19 protein-coding genes and 1 other RNA gene are annotated in these 25,896 nt (G+C 42.4%); 13 read left to right on the forward strand and 7 right to left on the reverse strand.

Annotated elements, in window-relative coordinates:
• Nucleotides 1-8: 8 nt before the first annotated feature.
• From G3569_RS05745 to G3569_RS05760, 4 genes are all read left to right on the forward strand, one after another.
• A complete protein-coding gene (locus G3569_RS05745; protein ID WP_165266978.1) occupies nucleotides 9-434 on the forward strand; it encodes a substrate-binding domain-containing protein in 426 nt (141 codons plus the stop codon).
• A 139-nt stretch (nucleotides 435-573) separates the two neighbouring features.
• The gene (locus G3569_RS05750) at nucleotides 574-2,181 is read left to right on the forward strand and encodes a methyl-accepting chemotaxis protein (RefSeq protein ID WP_165266980.1); all 1,608 of its coding nucleotides are present in this window, start codon (nucleotides 574-576) and stop codon (nucleotides 2,179-2,181) included.
• Between the two features lie 938 nt (nucleotides 2,182-3,119).
• Nucleotides 3,120-4,580: a methyl-accepting chemotaxis protein gene (locus G3569_RS05755; protein ID WP_165266982.1), complete on the forward strand. Its 1,461-nt coding sequence runs from the start codon at nucleotides 3,120-3,122 to the stop codon at nucleotides 4,578-4,580.
• A gap of 63 nt (nucleotides 4,581-4,643) precedes the next feature.
• Nucleotides 4,644-5,885: a hypothetical protein gene (locus tag G3569_RS05760; protein WP_165266984.1), complete on the forward strand. Its 1,242-nt coding sequence runs from the start codon at nucleotides 4,644-4,646 to the stop codon at nucleotides 5,883-5,885.
• 340 nt (nucleotides 5,886-6,225) lie between these two features.
• On the opposite strand, the gene ssrA is transcribed toward G3569_RS05760, so the two are convergent.
• Nucleotides 6,226-6,592, reverse strand: a transfer-messenger RNA (tmRNA) gene (ssrA, locus tag G3569_RS05765).
• A 439-nt stretch (nucleotides 6,593-7,031) separates the two neighbouring features.
• Nucleotides 7,032-9,617 (reverse strand): bifunctional aspartate kinase/diaminopimelate decarboxylase, encoded by a 2,586-nt coding sequence (locus G3569_RS05770; protein WP_165266986.1) that lies wholly within the window; start codon nucleotides 9,615-9,617, stop codon nucleotides 7,032-7,034.
• A gap of 164 nt (nucleotides 9,618-9,781) precedes the next feature.
• Between G3569_RS05770 and G3569_RS05775 the strand changes: the two genes are divergently transcribed.
• The 5 genes from G3569_RS05775 (at nucleotide 9,782) to glyA (ending at nucleotide 15,467) form a co-directional block, all read left to right on the forward strand.
• Nucleotides 9,782-12,040, forward strand: coding sequence for a TonB-dependent receptor (locus G3569_RS05775; RefSeq protein WP_350356549.1), 2,259 nt, complete (start codon nucleotides 9,782-9,784; stop codon nucleotides 12,038-12,040).
• A gap of 3 nt (nucleotides 12,041-12,043) precedes the next feature.
• Nucleotides 12,044-12,943, forward strand: a complete 900-nt coding sequence (locus G3569_RS05780; RefSeq protein WP_165266988.1) for a DUF4249 family protein — start codon at nucleotides 12,044-12,046, stop codon at nucleotides 12,941-12,943.
• Complete coding sequence (locus G3569_RS05785; protein WP_165266990.1) at nucleotides 12,940-13,623, forward strand: DUF4159 domain-containing protein; 684 nt, start codon at nucleotides 12,940-12,942, stop codon at nucleotides 13,621-13,623. The genes G3569_RS05780 and G3569_RS05785 overlap by 4 nt, the downstream gene beginning before the upstream one ends.
• Before the next feature lie 95 nt (nucleotides 13,624-13,718).
• The gene (gene rpiB / locus G3569_RS05790; protein ID WP_165266992.1) at nucleotides 13,719-14,162 is read left to right on the forward strand and encodes a ribose 5-phosphate isomerase B; all 444 of its coding nucleotides are present in this window, start codon (nucleotides 13,719-13,721) and stop codon (nucleotides 14,160-14,162) included.
• 6 nt (nucleotides 14,163-14,168) lie between these two features.
• Nucleotides 14,169-15,467: a serine hydroxymethyltransferase gene (gene glyA, locus G3569_RS05795; protein WP_165266994.1), complete on the forward strand. Its 1,299-nt coding sequence runs from the start codon at nucleotides 14,169-14,171 to the stop codon at nucleotides 15,465-15,467.
• 1 nt (nucleotide 15,468) lies between these two features.
• Here glyA and G3569_RS05800 read toward each other — a convergent pair whose 3' ends face one another.
• The gene (locus G3569_RS05800; RefSeq protein WP_165266996.1) at nucleotides 15,469-15,654 is read right to left on the reverse strand and encodes a Sec-independent protein translocase subunit TatA/TatB; all 186 of its coding nucleotides are present in this window, start codon (nucleotides 15,652-15,654) and stop codon (nucleotides 15,469-15,471) included.
• A 191-nt stretch (nucleotides 15,655-15,845) separates the two neighbouring features.
• Here G3569_RS05800 and tatC point away from each other — a divergent pair, with 191 nt between their 5' ends.
• Nucleotides 15,846-16,685: a twin-arginine translocase subunit TatC gene (gene tatC / locus G3569_RS05805; RefSeq protein ID WP_350356550.1), complete on the forward strand. Its 840-nt coding sequence runs from the start codon at nucleotides 15,846-15,848 to the stop codon at nucleotides 16,683-16,685.
• Nucleotides 16,686-16,864: 179 nt separating this feature from the next.
• Nucleotides 16,865-17,404 carry an FKBP-type peptidyl-prolyl cis-trans isomerase gene (locus G3569_RS05810; protein WP_165266998.1) on the forward strand — a complete coding sequence of 180 codons (540 nt, stop codon included), beginning with the start codon at nucleotides 16,865-16,867 and terminating at the stop codon, nucleotides 17,402-17,404.
• Between the two features lies 1 nt (nucleotide 17,405).
• On the opposite strand, the gene alr is transcribed toward G3569_RS05810, so the two are convergent.
• Nucleotides 17,406-18,470 (reverse strand): alanine racemase, encoded by a 1,065-nt coding sequence (gene alr, locus G3569_RS05815; RefSeq protein ID WP_165267000.1) that lies wholly within the window; start codon nucleotides 18,468-18,470, stop codon nucleotides 17,406-17,408.
• Nucleotides 18,471-18,478: 8 nt separating this feature from the next.
• Complete coding sequence (locus tag G3569_RS05820) at nucleotides 18,479-20,077, reverse strand: phytoene desaturase family protein (RefSeq protein WP_165267002.1); 1,599 nt, start codon at nucleotides 20,075-20,077, stop codon at nucleotides 18,479-18,481.
• A 104-nt stretch (nucleotides 20,078-20,181) separates the two neighbouring features.
• Between G3569_RS05820 and sppA the strand changes: the two genes are divergently transcribed.
• Together sppA and G3569_RS05830 are read left to right on the forward strand one after the other, a co-directional pair.
• Entirely contained in the window at nucleotides 20,182-21,972 is a 1,791-nt protein-coding gene (gene sppA / locus G3569_RS05825) for a signal peptide peptidase SppA (RefSeq protein WP_165267004.1), read from the forward strand.
• Nucleotides 21,973-21,978: 6 nt separating this feature from the next.
• Nucleotides 21,979-22,836: an MBL fold metallo-hydrolase gene (locus tag G3569_RS05830; RefSeq protein ID WP_165267006.1), complete on the forward strand. Its 858-nt coding sequence runs from the start codon at nucleotides 21,979-21,981 to the stop codon at nucleotides 22,834-22,836.
• 141 nt (nucleotides 22,837-22,977) lie between these two features.
• On the opposite strand, the gene rho is transcribed toward G3569_RS05830, so the two are convergent.
• Both rho and G3569_RS05840 read right to left on the reverse strand, forming a co-directional pair.
• Nucleotides 22,978-24,450, reverse strand: a complete 1,473-nt coding sequence (rho, locus tag G3569_RS05835; protein ID WP_165267008.1) for a transcription termination factor Rho — start codon at nucleotides 24,448-24,450, stop codon at nucleotides 22,978-22,980.
• Between the two features lie 128 nt (nucleotides 24,451-24,578).
• Nucleotides 24,579-25,850: a bifunctional folylpolyglutamate synthase/dihydrofolate synthase gene (locus G3569_RS05840; RefSeq protein WP_165267011.1), complete on the reverse strand. Its 1,272-nt coding sequence runs from the start codon at nucleotides 25,848-25,850 to the stop codon at nucleotides 24,579-24,581.
• Between the last annotated feature and the right edge of the window lie 46 nt (nucleotides 25,851-25,896).

A 25,896-nucleotide genomic window follows, 5' to 3' on the forward strand; every position in this document is an offset into this window, starting at 1 on the left:
ATAAGAAGATGAAAAACATTATAACAACATTATTGGGCGTTTTCTTGATTGCCTTTGCTACAGAAGCTACGGCTCAGTCATATAAGGTGATCGTAAATAGCGCTAACAGTACAGAATCGATATCTAAGAAAAATTTATCTGAAATATTTCTTAAAAATAAAACTAAATGGGATGATGGGTCATCCATCAGTCCGGTTGATTTGAAATCTAGTTCCGCAACACGGAAGGCATTTTCAAATGACGTTCTTGGCAGAGATGTTGGTGCCATAAGAAGTTATTGGCAGCAAGCAGCTTTTTCCGGAAAAGGAACAGCTCCCGTCGAGCGCTCAAGTGATGCCGAAGTTATCACTTTTGTCAAAAATAATCCCGGAGCCGTTGGTTATATATCCGAATCAACTGATGCATCCGGTGTAAAAGTGTTGACCATTAATTAACACATTAGTATAAGCGAGTCATAAGAAATGGATACCTGTTTTTATGGCTCGCATTTTTATAAGGAGGAATTAAAAAACTAAAATTCAGCAAAACATGCGTTTTTAGTAGTAGGGTATAAAAAATTCAACTTGTCGAACAATGAATATATTCAATCACATAAAACTCAGGTATAAAATTCTTGTTTTCCCTACCATATTTATTATGGTTGTAGGTGCGATATTTTATACCACTCGGTGGAGTAATGAAACGATCAAAAAGGAACTGAATACGGTTCAGTATTCTTATATCCCGTATAATGACCTCACTAATCGCATGAGCTCAACTCAAGCGGCTATTGAGAAATCGTTCCAGGATGCGGTAGCGGCAAAAGATAAAGCCATGGTTGAAAAGACAACCAAATTGGCTACGCAGTTTAGGCAGCTGGCCGATAGTGCAAAATCGATAAAAGCGGATAACGATTATACACTGCTCAACAATACGATTCAGTCGTTTAATGATTATTACAGCCAAGGTGTTAAAGCCTCCGAAATGATGATTACACAAGATTTTTCGGAAGAGGTCAGTAATAATGTGCAGGCCATGATTGCCGAGCAAAAAAAGCTCAAAAAACTGCTAAATAAAGCATCTAGCCTGGAAGTTAATACTGCGTTTGACAATGCTCACCAGCAGTTAGCCGATCTAAAGGGAACAATTAATAAAGTGCTCTTAATTAGTCTAGGGCTATTTATAGGATTTTCTTTGTTGCTTTCGCACGCTATTGCCGGGGCAATACGCAGAATGGTAAAACGAATTAAAGAACTTGCTGATGGAGATTTAAGTATCCACATTTCTGAAAAAGATCTGAATCGAAAAGATGAAATTGGTGATATTTCAAAAGCTCTACATAGTCTAGTTGCTCAACTTAAAAATGTGATAAAGGGTGTGCAGCGCGAATCCAGTGAAATATCAAATATAAGTGAACAACTCGAAGCTACATCCAACCAGTTGGCCCGCGGATCCAATGAACAAGCTGAGTTCGTGGATGAGATATCCAGTACGATGGAAGAAGTATCGACTAATATTACCCAAAATGCCGAAAATGCTCAGCAAACGAATGTTATTTCCCGCAACGCTAATGAACAACTAAAAGAAGTAGGGAAAAAATCGAAAAAAGCTATTGAGGCTAACGAAACCATCACCAATAGAATTAATCAGATTAATGAAATAGCTTCGCAAACCAATATCCTGGCGCTTAATGCAGCTATTGAAGCAGCACGGGCCGGGGAAGCAGGCAAAGGGTTTGCCGTGGTAGCCAAGGAGGTTCAGGTACTGGCCGAGAAAAGCAAGAACGTTGGCGATGAAATTGTAGAACTTACTAATGATGCCTACGAACTTTCATCAGAAGCCGGCGAAGTAATGTTCGAAACGATTCCCAAAATTAAAGAGACATCCGATTTGGTAAAGGAAATTTCTATTGCCAGTGATGAACAAAGCCAGGGAGCTAATGAGGTCAACCAATCCATACAACAGTTAAATACCCTTTCACAGCAAAGTGCAGCTTCCAGTGAAGAGTTGGCTTCTTCAGCAGAACAGCTTATGAACCAATCAAACCGTTTGAAGCAATCCATCTCTTATTATCATATGGATGATGAAGATCTACAACAGCAATCACCGAATCCACAATCGTTTAGCGGGAATAATACAAACGGAAATGGAAACGGTCAAAAAGCTCAAAATGGAATGCACGCTGAAGATTTTACCCTATAAATTAGATTAGATCCTTAGTAACCATCCCTCAGGTTCTCTGTATCTAAATTTATTTGAACGCTATTGAATCCATACACATAGGCAATGTGTATGGATTTTTTATTGCCCCTTCTCGGAGATCTCCAAAAATGTTTCATACTTCCTGGAGTGGTATAGATTCATCTATACCATTTGTCCCATCGTTGCCAAAGCTTCTTACTCCCTATGGCACTATTTTAGGCATTGCTGTCATAGAACTTAAGAGGTTGACAATTCGTTTAGTATTTGAATGTAATGACTAATACATGACACTTCCCCTCTGTGCCCCCCCTATCCGGGGCAGTAACCAGCGTTGATCTGTCCACCGCCATATCAACCAAAATCCTGAGGGAAGGCCAGTCCACTACATGCGTAATAGTATCCTTTTACAACCCGAGTAATATATATTTAAGCCTTTCAATAATAGTCGGGAAGCTCAACTCTCATCAGGTCAGACTTTTAATCTGATCCATTGCAGAGAGTGACAACATCTTACAGATCAAATTGATGTTGAAATTTTACCTACCTGATAAATTACCATAAATAGTCACAGAGAGTTACTGATCTCCTCCCTAATTCAAACCTATCATCCAAAAAGTAGTAACAATAACGGAGAGCATGGGCAAATAACATCACAACGTATAAAACTGATCAATAAAATACCCCTTCCGTTTAAGAAATTAATATATCACTCCGATAACAATAAAAATTATGCCTGCTAGGTAACCCAAAAAAAGGGTAAATGCTGGCTGCTTATTGAAGGTGTTTAAAAACATTCAGGTGTATAATTTTAAAAAAGGGGTTCTATGTGGAGTAATACTGGGTTAAAAACCAAAATAACAACTTTGACTACCGGAATACTGGTAGCTTCCGGGATAATGATCATCGTTGTAGGACTGTATTTATTGAACAATTCTATAATGAAAGAAAAGAAAACCCAAACCAAGGAACTGGTTAGGGTGGGACTGTCAACTCTGGAACATTATTATAAAATGGAGCAATCTGGTGAGTTAAATCGCCAGGAAGCTCAGAAAATGGCAAAAGAAGCTATTAAAACCATGCGGTTTGGAGATAAGGGGAAAGATTATTTTTGGATTAATGATTTTCATCCCAAGATGGTCATGCATCCGTTTCGCCCCGACTTGGACGGAAAGGATTTATCATCTGTAACAGATCCCAACGGCGTCAACATCTTCATCGAAGTTGTACGAGTCAGTGAAGAATCAGGGGGTGGATTTGTCCCATATCAGTGGCAGTATTATGACGATGAGGACAGGATTGAACCGAAGCTTTCCTATGTTTCTGAATTTGCTCCCTGGGGTTGGATCATTGGTACTGGTGTATATATCGATGATGTTAAATCAACGGTATGGTCTGCTGGATTTTTCTTAATGATAATTTCGCTTGTAGCAATTGGCCTTGGCACAGGTGCAACCGTTTTATTTTCTCGCAATCTAAGTGACCGACTGAAAGAGACCTCTTCACACATATCTTCGGTGTCGGATCAGGTTGCTTCAGCATCTTATCAAGTTTCCGGTGCTAGTCAATCGTTGGCAGAAGGCGCTAGTGAGCAAGCTTCAAGCATACAGGAAACTTCGGCCTCTCATGAGGAATTAGAGGTAATGACGAAACAAAATTCCAAAAATGCCCAAAAGGCGAATGACCTAATGGATATGACGAAGGAATTATTGACTCAAACGCTGGATGAAATGGAGCGGATGAGCAAACAGATTTCATTAATAAGTGACTCGGCCAATCAGACGGCAGCCATTGTAAAAACGATTGATGAAATTGCCTTCCAAACTAATCTACTGGCTTTAAATGCTGCTGTAGAGGCTGCCCGGGCCGGTGATGCCGGTAAAGGGTTTGCAGTCGTCGCTGAAGAAGTAAGGTCACTGGCAAAAAGAAGTTCGAAGGCTGCAAGTGAGACTACCGTATTGATAGAAGAATCTCAAGAGAATGCTGAATCCGGGGTAATAGTGACAGAATCACTTGCAGAATCTGTAGAAAATGTTGCAGAAAATGTTGAACAGGTAGCCACCCTGGTTACGGATATAGCAACAGCATCTCAAGAACAGACAACGGGATTGAGTCAGGTTAACACGGCTGTAATGAAAATTGACACGGTGGTACAGGCTAACGCTGCCAATGCAGAAGAAACGGCAAGTGCCAGTGAAGAGCTTTCATCTCGGTCTAACGAGTTGAAAGCCATGGTTTCTAATCTCAGAGAAATTATAACGGGAACGCAATCAAATGAGCCTACAAGTACTAGCAGGTACAATAGTGGGCCTAATATGAATAATGGCTCTGAATCTAAGAATAATCGTCATACGGAAACGAATGGTTCAAGGAGTTCAGAAAAACAACCAGCCTTAAGCTAATCAATACTTAGGGCAACCCTACTCAACTTTAAGATAACTATATAAATAATTTTGGAGAACAAGATGAAACGTACACGATCAAACCATCGACTTATACAAGCCCTGTGTGTGATTATTTTTGGAGTTTGTGCAACAGGATTACCATTTAACAGTGCCTTAGCACAAGACACAAGTATTTCTTTTTCAGGATTTGTAAAATCCGATATCTATTCGGATACAAGAAATACTGTATCCGCACGAGATGGGCAATTTTTACTCTTTCCAGAGAATAAAGAGTTCAATGCGAACGGAACAGATATTAACAAAAACACTCAGTTTAATATGATTGCCCTGCAAACCCGAGTTCAAGCCCGGATAAGTGGTCCAAAGGCGTTTGGGGCAAAAACATCGGGAATGGTAGAAGCAGCCTTTTTTGGTTCTACAGAGGCCAATATAAATACGCTAAGACTGCGTCATGCCTGGCTCAAGCTTGATTGGACTAAAACCAGTCTAATTGTTGGCCAAACATGGCATCCTTTGTTTGTAACACGATCATTCCCGGGAACGGTATCGTTTTCTACCGGCGTACCTTTCCAGCCATTTTCACGAAATCCTCAAATAAGGTTGACGCATAAGGAAGGTATCTTTACCGGAATCTTGGCAGCTATGTCGCAACGAGACTTCTCCGGGCCAGGTGGTACTGCTTCGCTTCGTAATGCTGTGGTACCAAACCTGCATGCCCAGGTACAGGTTGGTACAGACGATATCTCAGGAGGAGTAGGAGTAGATTTTAAACGTTTAGACATAGATGCCCAAAAATATAATCCCGTAAACAGTTACTCTTATTTCGGCTTTTTTCACCTGCCAGTAAGTATTTTCACCAGTAAAAGTTATATTCTATATGGAGAAAATATGCAGGACCAATTAATGCTGGGGGGAGTAGCACGTGAGGCTACCGGCGGAAACAATAACTACAACCTTCTGCCTTACAAAACGATCAGTTTGTGGCATGACCTTACGACTGGTTTTCGAGGAGATCCTAACAAAATAACGTATGAGATAGGCTTGTTTACCGGATACTCCAAAAACCTGGGAACCGATCAAAATAATATTGTTACTATCCCAGGTTTTGTCCGTGGTGCAGACGTAGATTACCTCTATCGAATTGCGCCAAGAGTTCAAGCTCAATCAGGATCAATTCGATTTTCAGTTGAAGCAGATATTACCGCAGCAGCATACGGAAGTATTGAATCTGATGGCACCGTGACCAATTCAGACCCAGTAACGAACCTGCGCCTGTTAATAGGAGCCTGGTTATTTTTCTAATTGATTACAAAAAGAGGTAACCAAATTCGTAATGGAATTTATTGCTGACATATAGAAGAACTCAATCAAAGAGTTTTTACTATAGCATTCTACCTCGTGCCCGGCAATAATAGATAGTTAGGACTAAGAAATTTCAGCTCAGTTTATAAGAATCCATACACATGGGAATGTGTATGGATTTTTTTATTGCCCCCTCTCGGAGATCTCCAAAAATGTTTTACACTTCCTAGAGTGGTATAGATTCATCTATACTATTTGTCACATCGTTGCCAAAGCTGTTACCCCTTTGCCAACCCAAACAAAAAAAAGCCCAACCACTTGGTGGTTGAGCTTGATAATATTGTGGAGGTGCGGGGAGTCGAACCCCGGTCCGAAATGGTATATCGTTCAAGCATCTACATGCTTATTTGCCGTTTAAAATTCGCCTGAAGCATCGCCCGGCAACTGGCAACTTCAGACTAGCCTGTTAAAGTTTTACGCAGGTTCGACAGACAGCGAAACCTACGCTATCCTATCATAATCGGCGCTCCTTTCAGCACTGATAGGCAAGAAGCTGAAGGAACGGCTAAGCTGCGTTACGCAGCTAAGCTATAAGAATAGTTGTTGTCAACTATGTTTAATGCAGAATGATTATTTACGAGTGTCATTGCGAAAACTCGGCATGCAGCCTGCGATTCTACTCACTCCGTCGAATCCGGTACACCCCCAAATTGTGAAAGAACGTTTTTCTTTCTCAGCGTTAACTAAGATAACAAATTACTAACGGTTTATCATACTGTTTATTACCCTCAGACCAAACAACATTCAGGATACAAGATACCGGAGGTTGGAAGTTGGATGTTAGAGGCTGGAAGCTAGATATTGGATGCCGGATGAGCAGTTTAACGTATTTTTTGCTCTTATTGTTGGGTGTGTAAACTGAACTCTGTCCGGGCTGCGTTCTTTTCATGGTTATGGATAATTCCGGTGCCCTCCATATCCTTCTACTATGTTATCTTTTACTACTTTCATAGACCTCAAATCTGTGATCCTGTTTCATATAGCTCAAATGGGGAAGTAGTAAACTCATTATATGAATACTAATAACCAATTCTCTTGATTACTGCCAGATATCCAGCATCTAGTCTCTAGCCCCCCTACACTACCTTAAATAACCAACTCTCCGGCAGGCGGACGCAAGTTATAGTCCGAACTCATCACCTGTCCATAAGCCCCGGCATTGGCAAGCAATACCACATCTCCTTCCTCTGATTCCGGGAACCTCCGGTCGATCCCCAGCTTATCGCCCGACTCACAGATAGGTCCAACGATATTCACCGTCTGTACCAGCGGCTCATCCAGCTTATCCAGGTTTACAATAGTATGTCGAGCCCCATACAGTGCCGGACGTATAAAGGAGTTCATCCCTGTTTCTACCCCTATGTAACGCACATCGCCTTTCCCTTTCAGCTGCGTAATCTTGGTCAGTAATACACCCGCAGTCGCCACTAAAAAACGACCCGGTTCTACCCAGAGTTCATATTCGGGGTGGGCCTCTTTAAATTGTTCGAGATAAGCTGCCACCTCACGGATATCCAAGCTTGCCTGGGTCTCATTCTCCTGAATTCCAAAACCGCCACCAAGATCAAGAATTTGAACACCCCCTAGCTCCTCAGCCACTTCATGCAGAATTATTCCAACGTCTTTCCATGAATGGGGATCTTTGATACCGCTGCCAATATGGGCATGGAGGCCCTTCACCGAAATATCATATTGTTCGATAAGGTCCGCCACCTCCGGAATTTCAAAGCGTGGAATCCCAAACTTCGAATGTACGCCCCCGGTTTTCACATGCTTATGATGACCGTGCCCATGCCCGGGATCAATCCGCAAGAACACCTCTTCACCCTCAAACAGTTTTGGCCAGTGCTGTAGGGGGTAAATATTATCCAGTGTTACGTGTACTCCAAGCTCTAATCCTCGCTCATACTCCTCTTTGGGAGCAAAGTTTGGGGTAAATAAAATCTCATCCCGATCAATACCGGGGAACAGCTCAATTACCTTCTCTACTTCACCGATAGAAACACACTCGAACCCAAGATCAAGCTCATTAACAGCATGTAATAGTTCTTCGTTATCATTGGCTTTCATCGCATACAACGAACGATCTACAGCATCAATATCCTTAATAAAACCAGCATACTTTTGAAGCGTCTCCCGATCATATACATACACAGAATCTTGTTCCTCCATCAGTGAAAGTAACTCCTCGCGCTTTCGCTTCCACCAGGCATCTTTGGTATGCTCCTCTGGTTGAGTCTCTTCCATCAGCTTCGGCCATGTACCGCCAAAAGACTGCTGGTTTCCAGACTGTAAAATTAACTGTTCATGCAGCTGTCGAAGTAACCGGTCTACCTGATCGCTTTCCACCACAAAGGTAAAGTTAAGATCATTCGCAGCCTGGCTCACCAGATAAACCTGATGTTCCTCAAAAACCTCAAAGGATGTTCCCAGCTGGTGCAAAATCGTACGAATTTTGCGTCCCATCAGGCTCACTGCCGATACCGACTCAATTACCTCAACCTTGCAATATTCACTGAGCTCCTGCTCAAACTGGTCGCGCACATCCTCAAAATGATCGTTTAAGCCCGGATCCAGTGATACCGTCACATTCGACTGGGAAGTTGATACCAAATCAATAGATAGGCCATGCTCTTTAAAGACCTCAAAAGCATCTGCCAAGAACCCCACCTGTTGCCACATGCCCAGCGAATCCATACTTACCAAGATAATATCGTGGCGAACCGAAATTGCTTTTACCAATGCCTCATTATCAGCTGCATCGCTCGAAATAACGGTCCCTGGCAGTTCCGGCTTCTGGGTGCAACGCACATTTATGGGGATGTTATGCTTCCGTGCCGGCATAATGCTTCGCGGATGTAATACCTTAGCCCCATTGGTTGCAATTTCCTGGGCCTCTTCATAACTGAGGTGGTTAAGCAACCGCGCCGATGGTACCGTGTGTGGATTTGCCGAAAACATGCCCGGTACATCCGTCCATATCTCCAGGTGATCTGCCCCAATATTTGCTGCAAAATAGGCAGCCGACACATCCGACCCACCGCGTCCCAGCGTCACCGTTTTGCCTTCATCATCGCTACCAATAAATCCTTGTGTTACCACTAATGAACCGGCTTCATTTACCTTTTTTTGTACCCGGGGCTCATACTCAGATGAGCTCACCGCGGATAATACCTGTGCGCGCTCCGAAACATTTTTTTGCGGTACTGCTTTAATAAGATCGCGGGCATCCATCCAGACTGCCGCACCAATTTCTTGCTCCAAGTACGCAGCACCTAACTTCGTTGCCATCAGCTCGCCCATCGCCAACAAACGGGCCTGCACCCGGTGGCTGGATTCTCCAATGAGCTCAATTCCTTTAACAATATGCTCTAATTCTTCAAAATCGTCCTGCAGTAATTCCTCTGCTGAAAGACCTAGGGTTGATGCTAACCGTTGATGTTGCTCTTTAATACGCTCAACAAGCTCTGTCGCCTCTCCTTGAGGGGCACTAGCAATAATATCTTCCAGCAAATTTGAAATTCCGCTCAAGGCAGAATGTACAATACATACCGAATACCCTTCAGATTTTCGTTTTTGTATAACCGAAACAATGTTCTTCCAATTTTCGTGAGAAGAAACGCTGGTTCCACCAAACTTTAATACAATCCAGTTCGAACTTTCTTTAGTCATCTTTAATTCTATCAACTTAAACATTATCGGTTAGTGCCAAATGGCAAGCGATAAGATAATAATCTCATAATCACTTTGTCGATAAAAAATATTTAACATTCGCTTCTGATTTTAAGCGACATTATTCTTTTATTCTCACATTCATCTAAACAAATAATCAAGACGTGAAACGACACTTCGTATTAATAGCTCTACTTCTCTTTCCATTATTAACGCTCGCCCAACAAGACGCCAGCATCAGTGGTTATATTTCGGATGCTGAAACCGGTGAAACATTAATATCCGCGAACTTTGCCATTGCCAACTCGTCTAAGGGTACCTCAAGCAATACCTCAGGGTATTATACGCTCACCGATATTGAACCGGGTACTTATACCGTGGTGGCTACCTATATTGGCTATCAACGATATGAAAAACAGATCGAACTTACCCCCGGCGAAAACCTTCGGTTAGATATCAAGTTGAAGCCGGAAGGCTATCAGCTCGATGAAGTGGTTGTCACCTCAAAAAAAGAGCAAGACGAAAAACGCGATATCGGTCTTGCACAAGTAGAAACTGAATTTATTAAAAAGGTGCCCACAGCATTCCAGGCAGATGTTTTTCGCTCGCTACAGCTGTTACCCGGTGTTAAGGCGGCCTCCGACTTCTCTAGTGGGTTGTATATTCGTGGTGGCAGTCCCGACCAAACACTAATTCTGCTCGACCGTACTACTGTTTATAACCCCTCTCACTTTTTCGGCTTCTTCTCCACCTTTAATCCCGATGCGGTAAAAGATGTACGCCTGTATAAAGGTGGGTACCCTGCTAAATATGGAGGACGACTGGGATCTGTACTCACCATCTTTAATAAAGATGGAAACCGTAACGAATTCAAAGGAACCGTTTCGTTAGGATTACTGGCCTCTCGGGCCATGGTAGAAGGCCCCTTTAAAAATGGGTCCTATATGTTCGCCGTACGCCGTTCTACCCTGGAACCGGTATTGGCAGTTCTTCGCAAAAATGTTGATAACATTCCGAATAGTTTTTACTTCCTGGATATCAATGGAAAAGTAAATTACGATTTAAATGCCAACAACAAGTTGTCACTGGCGTTTTATTCCGGCATTGACGACCTCAGCTTCCCCTTTGCCAACGATGCAAATATTAGTCTCAATTATGGGAACCAAACCCTTAGCACTAACTGGACGCATATTTTTTCTGACAAGCTGTTTAGCAATTTCACGCTTACCGGCTCACGGTACTTTAACTATCCCTCCTTTAATGTTGCCTCCACTCCTTTTGAGCGCTCTAACAATATCTATGACTTTTCTTTAAAAGGAGATTTTGAATACTTGCCCAACAACAGCCATGAGGTGTCTACCGGTTTCTGGACGGGCGTAATGACGCTCAAACTCCAAGATACATTTGACGAGCAAGATACCTTTAGTTCTCGAATTCACACGCAATATGGCTCATGGTACCTGCAGGATAAATGGAACCTTTCTGAGCAATGGAGCATGACGCCCGGCATACGCCTCAACGCCTTTAGTGAAGGCAATTACCTCAGGGTAGAGCCCCGGTTTTCCCTTGAATACAAGCCAACCGATCGCATCCGCTTGCAAGCTGCTTATGGACGATATAACCAGTTTTTAACACTCATATCCAATGAGGCCTTCTCCGGTTTTGATGTCTGGCTCACTACCGATAACGGCGTACCCCCATCCTACGGCGATCAGTATGTGCTGGGGGCCAAAACCATCCCCTGGAAAGGATATGGGCTGGACTTCGAAATATACTACCGATCCATGGAAGATCTGTTTGAGCTGGACCCTTTTCTACCCGATCAGGCCGGGCTACCGTACCAGGATATATTCCGATTTGGCAAAGGGTATGCCTATGGTGCAGAACTGTTTTTTGAACGCCGCGTAGGCCAACTTACCGGCTTCATGGGCTACACTTTTAGCCTGACCCGCCGCAAATATCCCAACTTTAATGAACCACTTGCAGCGAACGGGCAACCGCGATTTTACCCTCCCAAGTATGATCGAATCCATGACCTGAATGTGGTACTGGAGTACAAAATTGATAAACGTTGGTCCGCAACCGCTTCATTTAATTACTCTACCGGCCAGGCATATACCAAACCACTGGGGCGTACAGCAGCCTTTGATTTTCCGACCTCTGGCAATCCTCTTAACCAACTTATTGTAGGGCGTGTTAATGCCTCACGGCTGCCCGATTATCACCGGCTGGATCTGAGCTTTAGCCGTACCGGCACCTTTTTTGATCTTGGAGAAGCCGAATGGCAGTTACAATTAATAAATGCCTACTCGCGACGTAATGTTTGGTTCTATAACTACGATCTCGAAAAGAATCCTGCTCAACGAAAAGAAGTTACACTTTTACCCATTTTACCAACAATCACCTATAGCATCGATTTTTAAGACATGAAGAAGTTATCACTCTTATTTTTTGCAATAATACTACTATCTGGTTGTGCGCTCTATGAACAAGACAGCTATCAAGAGAACTATGTTGTAGAGTCTTACCTGGTTGCAGGAGATGAACTGCCGAAGGTTAGACTTTCGACCACCTCTCCCATTAGTAAAAAGTACAAATTTGAAGACAATACTGTTAGCAATGCCAATGTAGAAGTTCGGCGTTTAACCCCCGATTCATCCGTCGCAGAAACCTATGCTTACCTGGAGCAAGAAAGCGGCATATATAAACCACAAAATAGCATTACCGTCCAAGATCATCAGCTGTATGGGCTCCATATTACCACTGATAAGGGAGATGAAATAACAGCTACCACCTTTGTGCCGGGTAATTTTAAAACGGTTAACGAACTGCAAGAGGAGTATATGTACCAGGGCTCACAGCAGATTGAAGTAATAACCACCCCCAGCCAATACCTTACCAATCGACAAGCTTATTATATTTTTACCGTCAACGCTGTCAATCCCGATACCGCAAGTTTAACTCCCTTTTATATGGACCAGGTACTAAATGGGGATTCCGAAATTGAAGACTTTTACATCAATTCTTCAGGTATTATCAACGAAAAGAATTATGACCGAAACGAAAATAATAACATCCAGTTAACTGTTCCCTGGCTGGCCATTGCATTTTATGATACCAATAATGTTGTGGCCAATGCCATTGACAATAATATGTATGACTTTCTGCGCTCTCAAGACGTGCAAACCGGAGGAAGCACCTTATCCCCTGGAGAAATCCAAAATATCAATTATAACATCAGCGGTGGAATTGGTATTTTCGGCAGTATGGCAAGTGATACAAACCAAGTTGTAATTTCAAAACCCGATCAATCCAACGGATCATGAATCTGCGGAATACGCTTACTATTTTGGTGTTAGGATTGTTCATGGCAGGGAACCTACCTGCGGTACAAGCCCAAGATGCTGATGCTTTTAAGCTGGCCCGAATTAAATACCGGGGTGGCGGCGATTGGTATAACGATCCCTCTTCGCTCAGTAATCTTGCGAAGTTCAGCACGCAACAAATTCCTATCGGTATCAATCCTGATTATGATGATATCCCGATTGGTAGTCCCGATCTGTTTGAGTACCCTTTTGCCTTTATAACCGGCCATGGCACTATTACTATCAACCAGTCTGAAGCCGCCAATCTACGAAAGTATCTGGAGAATGGCGGATTTCTCTACATTGATGATGATTATGGTCTTGATGACCACTTCCGACAAATAATTAAGAAAGTATTCCCTGATGAAAAGTTAGTAGAAATCCCCTTTGATCATCCGATCTATCATCAGGTGTTTGATTTCCCAAATGGACTGCCAAAGATTCATAAACATGATGGCAAACCACCAAAAGGGTTTGGCGTATTTCGCGACGGTCGGCTTGTGCTTTTCTACACCTACGAATCGAACCTGGCCGATGGCTGGGCCAATCCCAAAGTTCATAAAGATCCGGAACCTATTCGGCAGAAGGCACTACAGATGGGTACAAATATACTCGTTTATGCCTTAACCTTTGGTCGTTAAAAAAAACTCTCTCCCAGAAGGCTTTTGCGACTTTCCAATGAGGTGTAATTTACTGATATTAAGTACACATATATTTTCAACACTAAAATATAATTATGATCATACCAGTTGCTAGCGATCATGCAGGATATGAGGCCAAAGAAAAAGTTAAAAAAATACTAGAAGATCTCGACCACATGCCTGTTGATTTTGGTACCCACTCCGATGAATCCGTCGACTATCCGGATTATGCTATTCAAGTAGCAGATAAAGTTGATGGCGGCGAACACGCCCTTGGCATCTTGGTTTGCGGGTCAGGACAAGGCATGTGCATGACGGCCAATAAGTTTAAAAATGTACGTGCCGCTCTTGTATATGATGAAAATTCAGCCAGAATGACTCGCCAGCATAATAACGCAAATGTATTATGCCTTCCCGGACGCAGGTTAGACAACAAAGAACTAAAGAAAATTATTACAACCTGGGTTGACACAGAATTTGACGGCGGGCGCCATGAACGAAGAGTTAATAAAATCCACGATTTAACCGAAAACAAATAGTATTCCATGAAATCACTCTCGGAACAAGACCCCACTATTTTTGACCTGCTCTCGGAAGAGAAAAAACGCCAAAATAATAATTTAGAACTTATCGCATCCGAAAATTTTGCTTCTCGTGCGGTCATGGAAGCAATGGGTTCAACCCTTACTAATAAGTATGCCGAAGGGCTGCCGGGCAAACGCTATTATGGAGGCTGTGAAGTTGTTGACAAGGTTGAGAAGATAGCTCAAGAACGTGCCAAAGAACTATTTGATGCCGAATGGGTTAATGTACAACCCCATTCCGGTGCCCAAGCCAATGCTGCAGTGTATCTTAGCTTCATGGAACCGGGAGAAACATTACTGGGCTTAGATCTTTCACACGGCGGCCACCTTACACATGGATCGCATGTGAACTTTTCCGGAATTCTATACAACTCCGAGTTCTATGGAGTCGACAAAGAAACCGGCCATATCGACATGGATGAAGTACGAAAAAAGGCAAAAGAGGTACAGCCCAAACTTATTTCCATTGGGGCCTCAGCTTATCCTCGCGATCTGGATTACAAAGCATTTCGTGAAATTGCCGATGAAGTAGGCGCCTACTTGTGGATGGATATGGCACACACCGCAGGCCTTATTGCAACAGGATTACTGAATAACCCACTCCCCCACTGTCATGTTGTAACTACCACCACTCATAAAACATTACGCGGCCCTCGTGGTGGTATGATACTATTGGGAGAAGACGGTAAGAATACTCTGGGTGTTGAAGCACGAAAATCCGGACGTACCAAGCAATGGAGCGAAGTATTAGACTCAGCGGTATTCCCCGGAACGCAAGGCGGTCCCCTGATGCATGTAATAGCAGCAAAAGCCGTTTCTTTTGAAGAGGCCTTACGCGATGATTTTACCGACTACCAAAAGCAAGTTCAGGAGAACACTCAGGTGATGGGCGAAACCTTTTCCAAAATGGGATATAACCTGGTAAGCGGTGGAACCGACAACCATCTCATCCTTATCGACCTGCGAAACAAAGGCTTAACAGGAAAAATAGCCGAAGAATCCCTCGAAGAAGCTAAAATTACACTGAACAAAAACATGGTACCCTTCGATACCGAAAGTCCATTTGTAACTTCCGGTATCCGTATAGGATCACCAGCTATGACAACCCGTGGATTTGGGAAAGAAGAGTTTAAGCGCGTTGCCCAGCTTATAGATCAGGTACTACAAGATCCGGAAAACGAGGCTGTTATTGAAAAAACGAAGCACGAAGTTGAAGAGATGTGTGATCGTTTCCCACTTTATGATTTTGTAACAGCCTAATCTACTTTGTGTGATCTGTCGATTCTGAGGAATCTTCATCAAGCTCTTTCTCAGAATCTTCAGTCGCATTTCGGAACTCACTTATTCCCTGTCCAATACCGCGGGCTAGCTCAGGTATCTTTCTGGCACCAAAGAATAAAATAATTACAACAAGAATGATGAGAATTTCCGGTGCTCCAAAATTCATGGTAATGTACGTTTACTGAAAATTAAGAGTTCTTTGACTGTTTTATATAAGTTGCCAGAAAATATTGTCAATTCAAACAAATTCTGCTGATTATCAACTATGTTGAAATCGAAGAATCGATACGGAAAAAATAAAAATTATACGCTTTTTTTCTTACATTCATAGTTCTTTTGACCTAATCAATTATTGCAGTGCAGAAACGTGAAATTATGACCGAAGATCCACCGAAGGCAACATCGCCAAAGGACCGGACCGCCAACATGTCTTTTCTAGACCACCTCGAAGAATTGCGGTGGCGGATCATAAAAGGTCTATCAGGAGTAGGCATTGGTATTATCATCGCATTCTTTTTAGGAGATTTTCTTGTTGACGAAGTAATGCTTGGGCCTACCCAATCCGACTTTTTTGTTTACAAGCTTCTGGGTATTGAGGCCATTGACCTCACTATTCAAAGCCGTAAATTACCCGGCCAGTTTTTTACTTACTGGGGTACCCTCATCGTCTTTGGCATTATCGTGGGCTCTCCCCTCTTTTTCTACCAGGTTTGGTCTTTTGTTGAGCCTGCAATGGACCGGGCTGAGAAGTGGAAATCAGTAGGTCATACTATTTTCATTACTTTCTTCTTTTTGTTGGGCGTAGCTTTCGGCTATTTCATTCTTGTGCCATTTGCTCTACAGTTTTTTAGTCAGTTTCAAATTTCCGATGCTATCCACAACGATTTCGATATCAACGAATACTTTAGCTCATTAACAATGTGGGTGCTCTCCTGTGGGTTCATTTTCCAGTTACCGGTTATTAGCTATTTTTTATCCAAATTTGGACTTCTTACCCCCGAATTTTTAAAAACCTACCGGCGGCACGCTATTATTACCTGCTTTATCCTTTCAGCTTTCCTGACTCCCCCCGACCCTGTTTCACAGGTTCTTATTGCGATCCCCCTGATACTACTGTTCCAGCTTTCTATTTGGATTAGCGGCATTGGTGTTAGGAAGCGCAACAAATCACTGGAAAAAGCGTTTGGTAATGGATAAAAAAACTAGAAGATCGCAAGTTTTTTGTTTTTAACTCTTAACAAATGCAGTATTTTTAACTACTTGCATAGTTTTTTGCAGATCCCAATCAATAAAATAGATTACACCATTTTGTAATCTATTTTCAGAATCGTCACTAAATTAGTTAAATAAAATTCAACGTTACAAAGAAGAATTCAATGCGGTTATTTAATAGAACTTTCTTATTGATCACAACATTCTGCGCAATACTTTTTTTACAAGGTTGTGGAGATGAAAAAAATCCGTTCCAGGTAACTTTCAATGCCCCAGAACCATATGACCTATCTAAAGCTGATAGTTCCTATACAACGGAAGATGGTTTAAAAGTCTACATTATTAAAGAAGGGGTTGGGGACTTCAAAACGAACATCAAGAGTCAAATTGCCGTTTATTATACAGGACGTAAAATTGAAAATGGAAGCATAGGTGAGATCTTTGATACCACCTATAAAAATGAAAGAACTACTCCCGGTATTCTACGAAATCTGACCCCAACAGACAAAAAAGGACCGAGTGGACCAATATCCCCCCTTATTGAAGGATTTCGAAGAGCTTTACTTGACATGCGCGAAGGCGGAAAACGAGTAGTCATCATACCGCCTTCCTTGGGTTATGGAGATGCTCAAGAAGGGACAAGTGGCTATAACTTGCGGAATGATACCTTACGTTTTGATATTGAGCTAGAAGAAATTCTATAACTCAAGATATATAGGTTCTTGGAATCTTAGGGTTTATACTAGTCAATATTTCATAGGGAATGGTGCCCACCTTTTGGGCCCATTCCTTTGCTGTATTTCCTTGGAACAACAGTTCAACCTTTTCTCCCACAGAATATTGATCGCTACGTAGGTAGACCATACAAAAATTCATAGTGATATTGCCAACAACGTCATACCTTTTTCCCCCAATTAGAACAGTAAGATTGCCCGATAGATTGCGTTTAATACCATCCTCATAACCGACAGGGATAACTCCTATATATCCATCTTGGGGAGCTTGCCACTCGGCACCATAACTAATTGCATCCGTTGCCTGAATCTTTTTCACCTGTACTAACCTGGATTTCCACGTTAGAGCTGGCTGAATGCCTTCTATAACAGAATCACCCGGTGCATAACCATACATACCAATGCCTAAACGCACCATACTGAACTGGTCAAAATCATAAAAAACAGTTCCCCCGGTATTGGCAATATGAATCGTTAATTCTTGATTAAGATAAGATCGTATTTTTTTTACCAATTTATATTGCCGAATCACACGCTCTGAACCGGCTGTATCGGCCGTAGCAAGATGGCTATAAACCCCGGTACAAAAAAGATCTGCATTGTTATCAACTAGCTCTGCGACTGTTTCCACTTGTTCCGGAAGAAACCCCAGTCTTCCCATACCGGTATCAAAATTTAAATGATATGAAGTCCCAGCCGGTAGCCAATCAAAGTGTTCGATAGCACTTACTGTAGCTGTTAAATTATGCACGCGATATTCTGTCACAAACCTTTTTTCCGGAACGGCAAAAACCAAGATCGGCTTTGATATCCCATGCTCGCGTAATTCAATACCTTCCTCGATATCATTAACAGCAAAAGCATCAACCTGAGGCTGAATATATTCCGCTACTTCTGTGGCTCCATGTCCATAAGCATCCGCCTTTACAACCCCCATAATCCGAACATTATCTTGAACATGGGTACTTAAGGTTTCAATATTTGAACCAATAGTCGAAAGGTTTACACTAACGGTAGAATTTGACTTCTGAATCATAAATCAATTTAAAAATTAAACCAGGTTGGCTTTAAATCTTCTAAAATAACTTTAGCGGCATTATAACCTGCTGCGCCAAATACTCCTCCCCCGGGATGACAGGAAGCAGAAGAGAGATATAAATTATCTATTGGAGTTTTATATTCGCTCATTTCGGGAATAGGACGAAACATAAACATCTGGTCAAAACTCATCTCAACATGCATCACATTTCCTTTAAGTAGCCCATGCTTGCGTTCAATATCCAATGGCGATTGGATATACCAATCGATGAGCTTACCCTCCATATTGGGAGCATATTTTGTAACTACATCATAAATCTTTTGTGCTTCTTGCTCCCGAATATCATCCCAATGTAACCCATTCTGCAATTCATAGGGATGCCACTGGGCCCAGGCAAACAGCGTATGTCCTCCACTGGGTGCAACATCAGGATCTATATTTGAAAAAGTCATAGCGAGAACAGCCGGATCTTCAGGCGGCTTTTTCTGTAGATAATCTCCAATAGCATTATTCATATATTGCACCGAAGGAGCCAAAAGCTGCATCCCGTTGTGTACATATGGATCATCAGGACAGGCCGTATAACGCGGCAACTCTTCAACCGCACAACGGATTACCATCCCAAAACCATTTCCTACATTGATATTTTCCACCTTCTGATAGGTCGAAGAAGGCAAATAGTCACGTCCTACCAACTTCATCATCGTTGTTTGCACGTGCGCATTTGAAACTACTGTATCTGCACGATATTCATTATCTGCTGTTTTTACCCCAACAGCGCTACCGTCTTCAATTAGAATACGTTCGACAGGTGAACCGGTGATAACCTTGCCCCCATGGGCCTCTAAAAAGCTTGCCATTGCCTGTGTCAGCATCCCACTGCCCCCTCTTGGATGCTTGGCCCCACTCTGGTGTAACATCGACTGCCAGCCGGCAAAATCCCCCGTTGCAGGATGGTCCGGGGTTGGTCCCGACTGAGCTGCAAACCACATAATAGCCGACTTCAAATAATCACTTTCAAATGCATCGTCCACAACCTTACCGTAACTACTGAATATTTTTTGCAACCCATTCGCTTGCTCTCCTTTCTCGAACATTGACCCATTGCGTATCTGACCTTTGGCCAGCTCGGTAACAATATTTTTACCGCTGGGCGGAACCATAAATGCTTTTAGCACCCCCTCATTAATCCGTCCCCAAAATTTCACAAATTGCCGATAATTCTCCACATCTTCGGGAGCAACCTTAGCAATAGAATCGAGCGTCTTTTCAAGATCCTTAAAAAAGTGAATAACCCCTTTTCTATCAGGCAAAGGGTACGACATAATCGGATCCATCTCAATATAGTCCAGACCGTACTTTTCAAGCTCCAACTCTTCTAAGATACCCGTTTGGTGAATCATTATATGCACAGAAGAGCCCACATCCATTCGAAAGCCCCGCGGATATTCTTCGGACTGAAACATGGTTTCGGTACTAACTGCACCTCCCAATTGCTCTTGACGCTCAACTACGGTAACAGTATATCCCTCTTTCGCTAAATAACACGCTGTTACCAACCCATTATGGCCAGAACCGACAATGATAATATCCTGTTTAGACATTGTTTATATTGCTCACTTTTAATAACATATTGAAAGATTTAACGTAACCTTGGTCTAACATGACTTTAGGTCATTTAATTCTGAACAATTCTTAGACACTCATCATGAAATTTTTTAAGACGCTTATTGCTTCAACCCTTGGAATACTCCTTGCATTCGTTCTCATATTCTTTATTGGGTTAATTACAATATCCAGTACCGCCGAAGAACCCGAACCTTATATTAGAAGCAACTCGGTTTTAAAAATTTCTATGAGCGGGGCTCTGCCTACCAAGACTTCTTCCAATCCTATTGACGAGCTCATGAATCCAGAGCGGAATAATAAGGTGTCCCTTGAAACATTAAAAGAAAATTTGTCAAAAGCTGAAGCCCATGATAACATTGCCGGTGTTTGGTTAGAAATCGATTTTATGGGCGAAGGATGGGCAAACCTTCAAGAAGCTCATAAGATGATTCGATCATTTCGAGACAGTTCGGATAAATTTGTGTACGCCAGCACAAACGACATCGGATATAATGAAAAAGGATATTACCTGGCAACCGCTGCCGACTCGGTCTTTTCTCCCCCGGAATCTTTCTTTGAGTTCGATGGCTTTTTCAGCCAAGTTACGTTCTATGACGGTGCTTTTGAGAAGCTTGGTATTGAAACAGAAATTACCCGGCATGGTAAATATAAGGGAGCAGTAGAGCCCTACTACCGCAAAGAGATGTCCGAAGAGAATGAGTATCAGATGAGCCAAATTATTGGGCAGGTAAGTCAAACATTTTTAAGTGCTACAAGTAGTAAAAGCGGGAAATCTATTCCCCAGCTCAATGAACTCTTGAATGGCACTCCTACCCTTACCGCACAGTTTGGATATGAACAACAGTTTATTGATTCGCTGATGTACCCTGATGAAGTTGAGACCCATATCAAAAAACAGATCGGTGTTAAAGAAAGTAGTTCTTTGCAGACCGTATCCAACAGCAGGTATGCGAAGGTATCAAAATCATCTGCAGGTATTAGCTCCTCCTCAACTTCTAATAAAATTGCTGTCATTCACGCTAATGGACCTATTGTCCCCAATACTTTCTCTGATTCTCCTTTCGGTAACCAGGATTTAATAACCACTGACTTTTTCCAAGAACAGCTCAAAGATATTCGCGATGACGATGACGTAAAAGCACTTGTGGTTCGTATTAGCAGCCCCGGTGGTTCAGGAAGTACTTCTGATCTTATTTGGCGCATGTTAAAAGAGACTCAAAAAGAAATGCCTGTTATTATCTCGATGGGAAATGTAGCAGCTTCCGGTGGATATTACATAGCTATTGCCGGAGATAAAATTGTGGCCGAACCTACTACTATTACCGGCTCTATCGGGGTTTTTGGGACTAAGTTTAATATGAAGCAGCTTTTCAATGATAAGTTGGGGCTCACTTTTGATGAGGTAAAATCTCATGACCATGCCGATTGGCTTACGCAAACTCGTGAATTCACATCGGCTGAACAAAAAGCCTTTCAACAATATATAGACACATTCTACCGTACGTTTGTAAATAAAGTAGCTAAGGGTCGAGATTTATCGTTTGAAGAAGCTGATGAAGTAGCCCAGGGACGTGTATGGACCGGAGCTGCGGCTCTTGAACAGGGATTGGTAGACGAGCTGGGTGGACTTGACAGAGCCCTGCAGTTGGCGGCCGAGGAGTCTGGTATTGATAATTACTCACTGGACCAATATCCCAAACAAAAGTCATTTTATGACGTTCTTATGGGATCGGCAGGTGCACAGGCCAAAGCTATAATCGGCGAACAGTGGTTTACTAACCCGATGACACAAAAGATGCAGGAACACCTATCAATATTGAAACACCGAGATGCCCTGCTCTTTTTCCCATATGATATTAACATTCAATAAAAAAATATGCAGATAGGATCTTATACTGTTGAATTGCTTAGCGAGGGTCGGTTTGAGATCTTCAAGGATGGGCATATCAACAGATCCCTTAATGAGGTGAGCAGCTCATCGGATATTGAAAATGCGATTACCCAGACACATCTGGAGGTTGGCATCAATCCGGTACTGCTCCAAAAAGGGGATTATAACATTTTGTTGGATACCGGTTTGGGATGGGGACTAGACGCCGGTAGCAGCTATTCTAATATTTCTAATATCTGTACCAACTTGGCCATTTTTGAGCTCACTCCTGAAGATATTACCCACGTATTTTTAAGTCATCTTCATTACGACCATGTAGCCGGTAGCTCCTACACGGATGAAAACCAACAGACACAGCCTACTTTCCCAAATGCGCAGTATTATGTTCACCAAAAAGAATGGGAATATGCGCTTAGCCAAGTAGATGTCAATTCAGCATTTTATGATACCAACTATCAACTCGATGAGTTTTATCGGCTGGTCGCAGATGGATATATCCACTTTTTAACCGGCCAAACAAATGAAATTATCGATGGGCTGCGGATCATACAAACAGGCGGACATACCCCGGGTCATCAAATTATTAAAATCAAGAGTGACGGAGAAATTGCCTATTTTCTGGGTGATCTTGTTCCCTCTTCAACACAGTTAAACCACCACAAGGTGAGTACTAAAGATACCAATGAGCTTGATGTAAAAAGAGAAAAGGTACATCTACTAAATAAAGCCTACAAAGAAGAGGCCATTCTTCTTTTTTATCACTCTACCTTTGGGCGCGCAGGCCGGCTTATACGGGATGAGGATAAACGATTTATCTTGGGCGACATTCCCTTCAAAGGCTAACAACAGGCATATGCGACCTCCCTTTTTAACTCCTTGTTGAAGCTTTGCCCGGCTAGTTTTGAAAGGATACGCCTATATTTTGATCTAATAATAAACAAGGAACTATTACAGACCGATTTAAGCCTGCTATATCCAATCCCTTTATTTATTCATTGAAATTAAGAACTCTTCATTATCTTCGGTTCCTTTCATTTTATCCAGCACAAACTCCATTGCCTCGAATGCGTTCATACGATTGAGGTAACGCCGCAATAACACCACTTTTTCGTGCTCTGTTTCAGGCACAATAAGTTCTTCTCGTCGGGTCCCACTCTTAAAAATATCCACTGCCGGATAGATACGTCGTTCAGATAAGTTACGATCTAATACGATCTCCATATTACCGGTACCTTTGAATTCTTCAAAGATAAGATCATCCATCCGAGAACCTGTTTGCACAAGAGCCGTAGCCAAAATAGAAAGGCTACCCCCGCCTTCCACATTCCTGGCCGAGCTAAACAGTTGTCGCGGCGCTTTAAGTGCTTCAGAATCCACACCGCCAGACATTGTTCGACCCGAAGAAGGCTGGCAAATATTGTAAGCTCGTGCTAAACGCGTGATTGAATCCATCAGCACCAACACATCATGGCCACTTTCGACCAATCGTTTGGTCTTTTCGAAAACGATCTCCGACAACCCAATATGATTTTCCGGTTTCTCATCAAAAGTAGAAGCCACTACTTCAGCATCATCTACATTGCGCTCCATCTCCGTAACCTCTTCCGGGCGCTCATCAATCAACAGAATAATCACCTTTGTTTCCGGATTATTTTGATTGACGGCATTCGCGATATTGCGGAGAATAGTGGTTTTACCCGTTTTAGGCTGGGCAACAATAAGGCCACGCTGGCCCTTACCAAGCGGAGAGAAAAGATCCAGAACACGAGTTGTATATTCTGTAGGATTGTGTTCCAGCGTAAACCGCTCTTCGGGATAGATAGGCAACAGATCTTCAAAGTCTTCGCGATTGTCCATATCCCGGGGAATCTTTCCATTTACCCCATCAACACGAAGCAGGGCAAAATAACGCTCTCCTACTTTGGGTGGGCGAATAATACCTATCACACAATCGCCCTGTTTAAGCCGGAAGCGTTTTATCTGTGAAGGAGATACATAAATGTCATCCGGACTGGCTTTGTAGTTGTAGTTCACAGAACGCAGAAATCCATATCCATCCGGCAAAATCTCAAGTGTTCCTTCCTGGATCAAATAGGGCCCTAATTGCGGCTGAATCTCTGCCAGTCGTTCTTCAAGAGTATCAGCATCAGATTCGGGAAGAATATCGTGGACACTCTTCTTCTTTTTCTTACTCTTATTGTCTGCCCCTTCAGAACGATTGCGCGTACGGCCATTTCTGTTGCCGCCAGTATTATCTGAATTTTGATCAAGTTCACCGCGAGCTCGTGCTTTATCACGTACTGACTGAGTGATTCGATCAATAAGTTCTTGTTTTCTCAGTCCTGAAACAGAAGAGAGGCCCTGTATTTGTGCTAAATTACGAAGTTCCTTAACAGTTTTTTCATGAAGAGTATCAATCTCTTCGAGGGAAACTCCATCGGTTTGATAATCCGACATAATATTCTACTTCTAAATATTTAGTTGAGTTGCGATGAATAAAAAAAGTTATACAATCTTATCACTAAGCTGTATAGAGAGTTGATCTACGCTGCGATAAAGGGAGCAATTCAGGTAGATATGAAGAATTAACGGTTATACAAATCTTGAACCCATTCCCGAACCGTTGCATAAAAGTAAAAACTTCCTGCAAAAATTACTAATTCCGAATTAAAATCGTTGTTAAAAAGCGTCTGACGATGTTTGTCCGAGAAGGGTGTTACTTGAGGTAACCATTGTTTAATATCGTCAAAACTAGCCGCCCGTTCAAGGCTTAACTGATAATAATAGATATTTCTGAATTCTGAAAACTCTTCCATGATTTTTGGCCTTACTTTATCTTCCAATAATGATAATACCAGTGTTGTTTCCTCGAGATCACCTACACGGCATACGGCTTGTTTTAACGCCCGTACTGCCTCAAGGTTATGCCCACCATCGAAATACCATTGTTGAGATTCTAGCAGCCGATTAAAGCGCCCCAGACCTAACTCAGCACTATTAATCCCCTTTTTAAACTCTTCGCAAGAAATCGGGAAGTGCCGATCCAATAATTGCACAACCTGCCATGCTATAGCAATATTTTTAGACTGCACCGGTGCCAGCAACGAAGTGTCAAAAGTTATCTCTTTTTGCTCTGTTGAAATTTGATATACCCCTTGCCCCCTGCTTCGCGGTTGAAGGTTATCAATTTTGTTCACCGAACTGCCCTTTTGTTGTGCAATTTGCAGAACCTTTTCTTGTGCTTCCTCGGGCAAGTCGCCCGTTACCACCGGTGTTTCCGATTTAATAATACCGGCTTTCTCATACGCAATTTCATGAATAGTTTCTCCCAAAATATCCGTATGGTCCAACGAAATACTGGTGATGACACTTACCAGGGGGCTAATGACATTGGTAGCGTCTAGCCGCCCGCCAAGCCCAACTTCAATGATACCAAGATCAACCTTAGCCCTGGCGAACCACCAAAAGGCAATTGCTGTACTTATTTCGAAATAGGTGAGTTTATACTTTTCTATATTCTCACGAAAGGAGTTAAAAAAAAGTGTGAGTTCGTCTTCTGATATCTCATTTCCATTGACGATAAAACGCTCGGTAAACCGATGAATATGCGGAGAAGTATACACGCCTACCTTACATTCGGCGTGCCGGTAGACACTCTCTAACAGGCGGCAGGTGCTTCCCTTACCGTTGGTACCCGCTACATGGATTGAAGAGAACTTGTCTTGGGGATCGCCGATGCTTTCACAGAAGCTTTTAAACCTTTCCAGGTTAAAGTCGGCCCCGGATGAGCCTACAGATTTAAACTTGGGAATCTGCTCTAAATAGGCCTCAACAGCTGAAAGCGAGGTAAATGGCATGAAAAAATTCGGAATCGGTTAAAATTTCGTTCTTAGTGATAAGCTC

The sequence above is a fragment of the Fodinibius halophilus genome (assembly GCF_011059105.1).
GTDB classification, from domain to species: domain Bacteria; phylum Bacteroidota; class Rhodothermia; order Balneolales; family Balneolaceae; genus Fodinibius; species Fodinibius halophilus.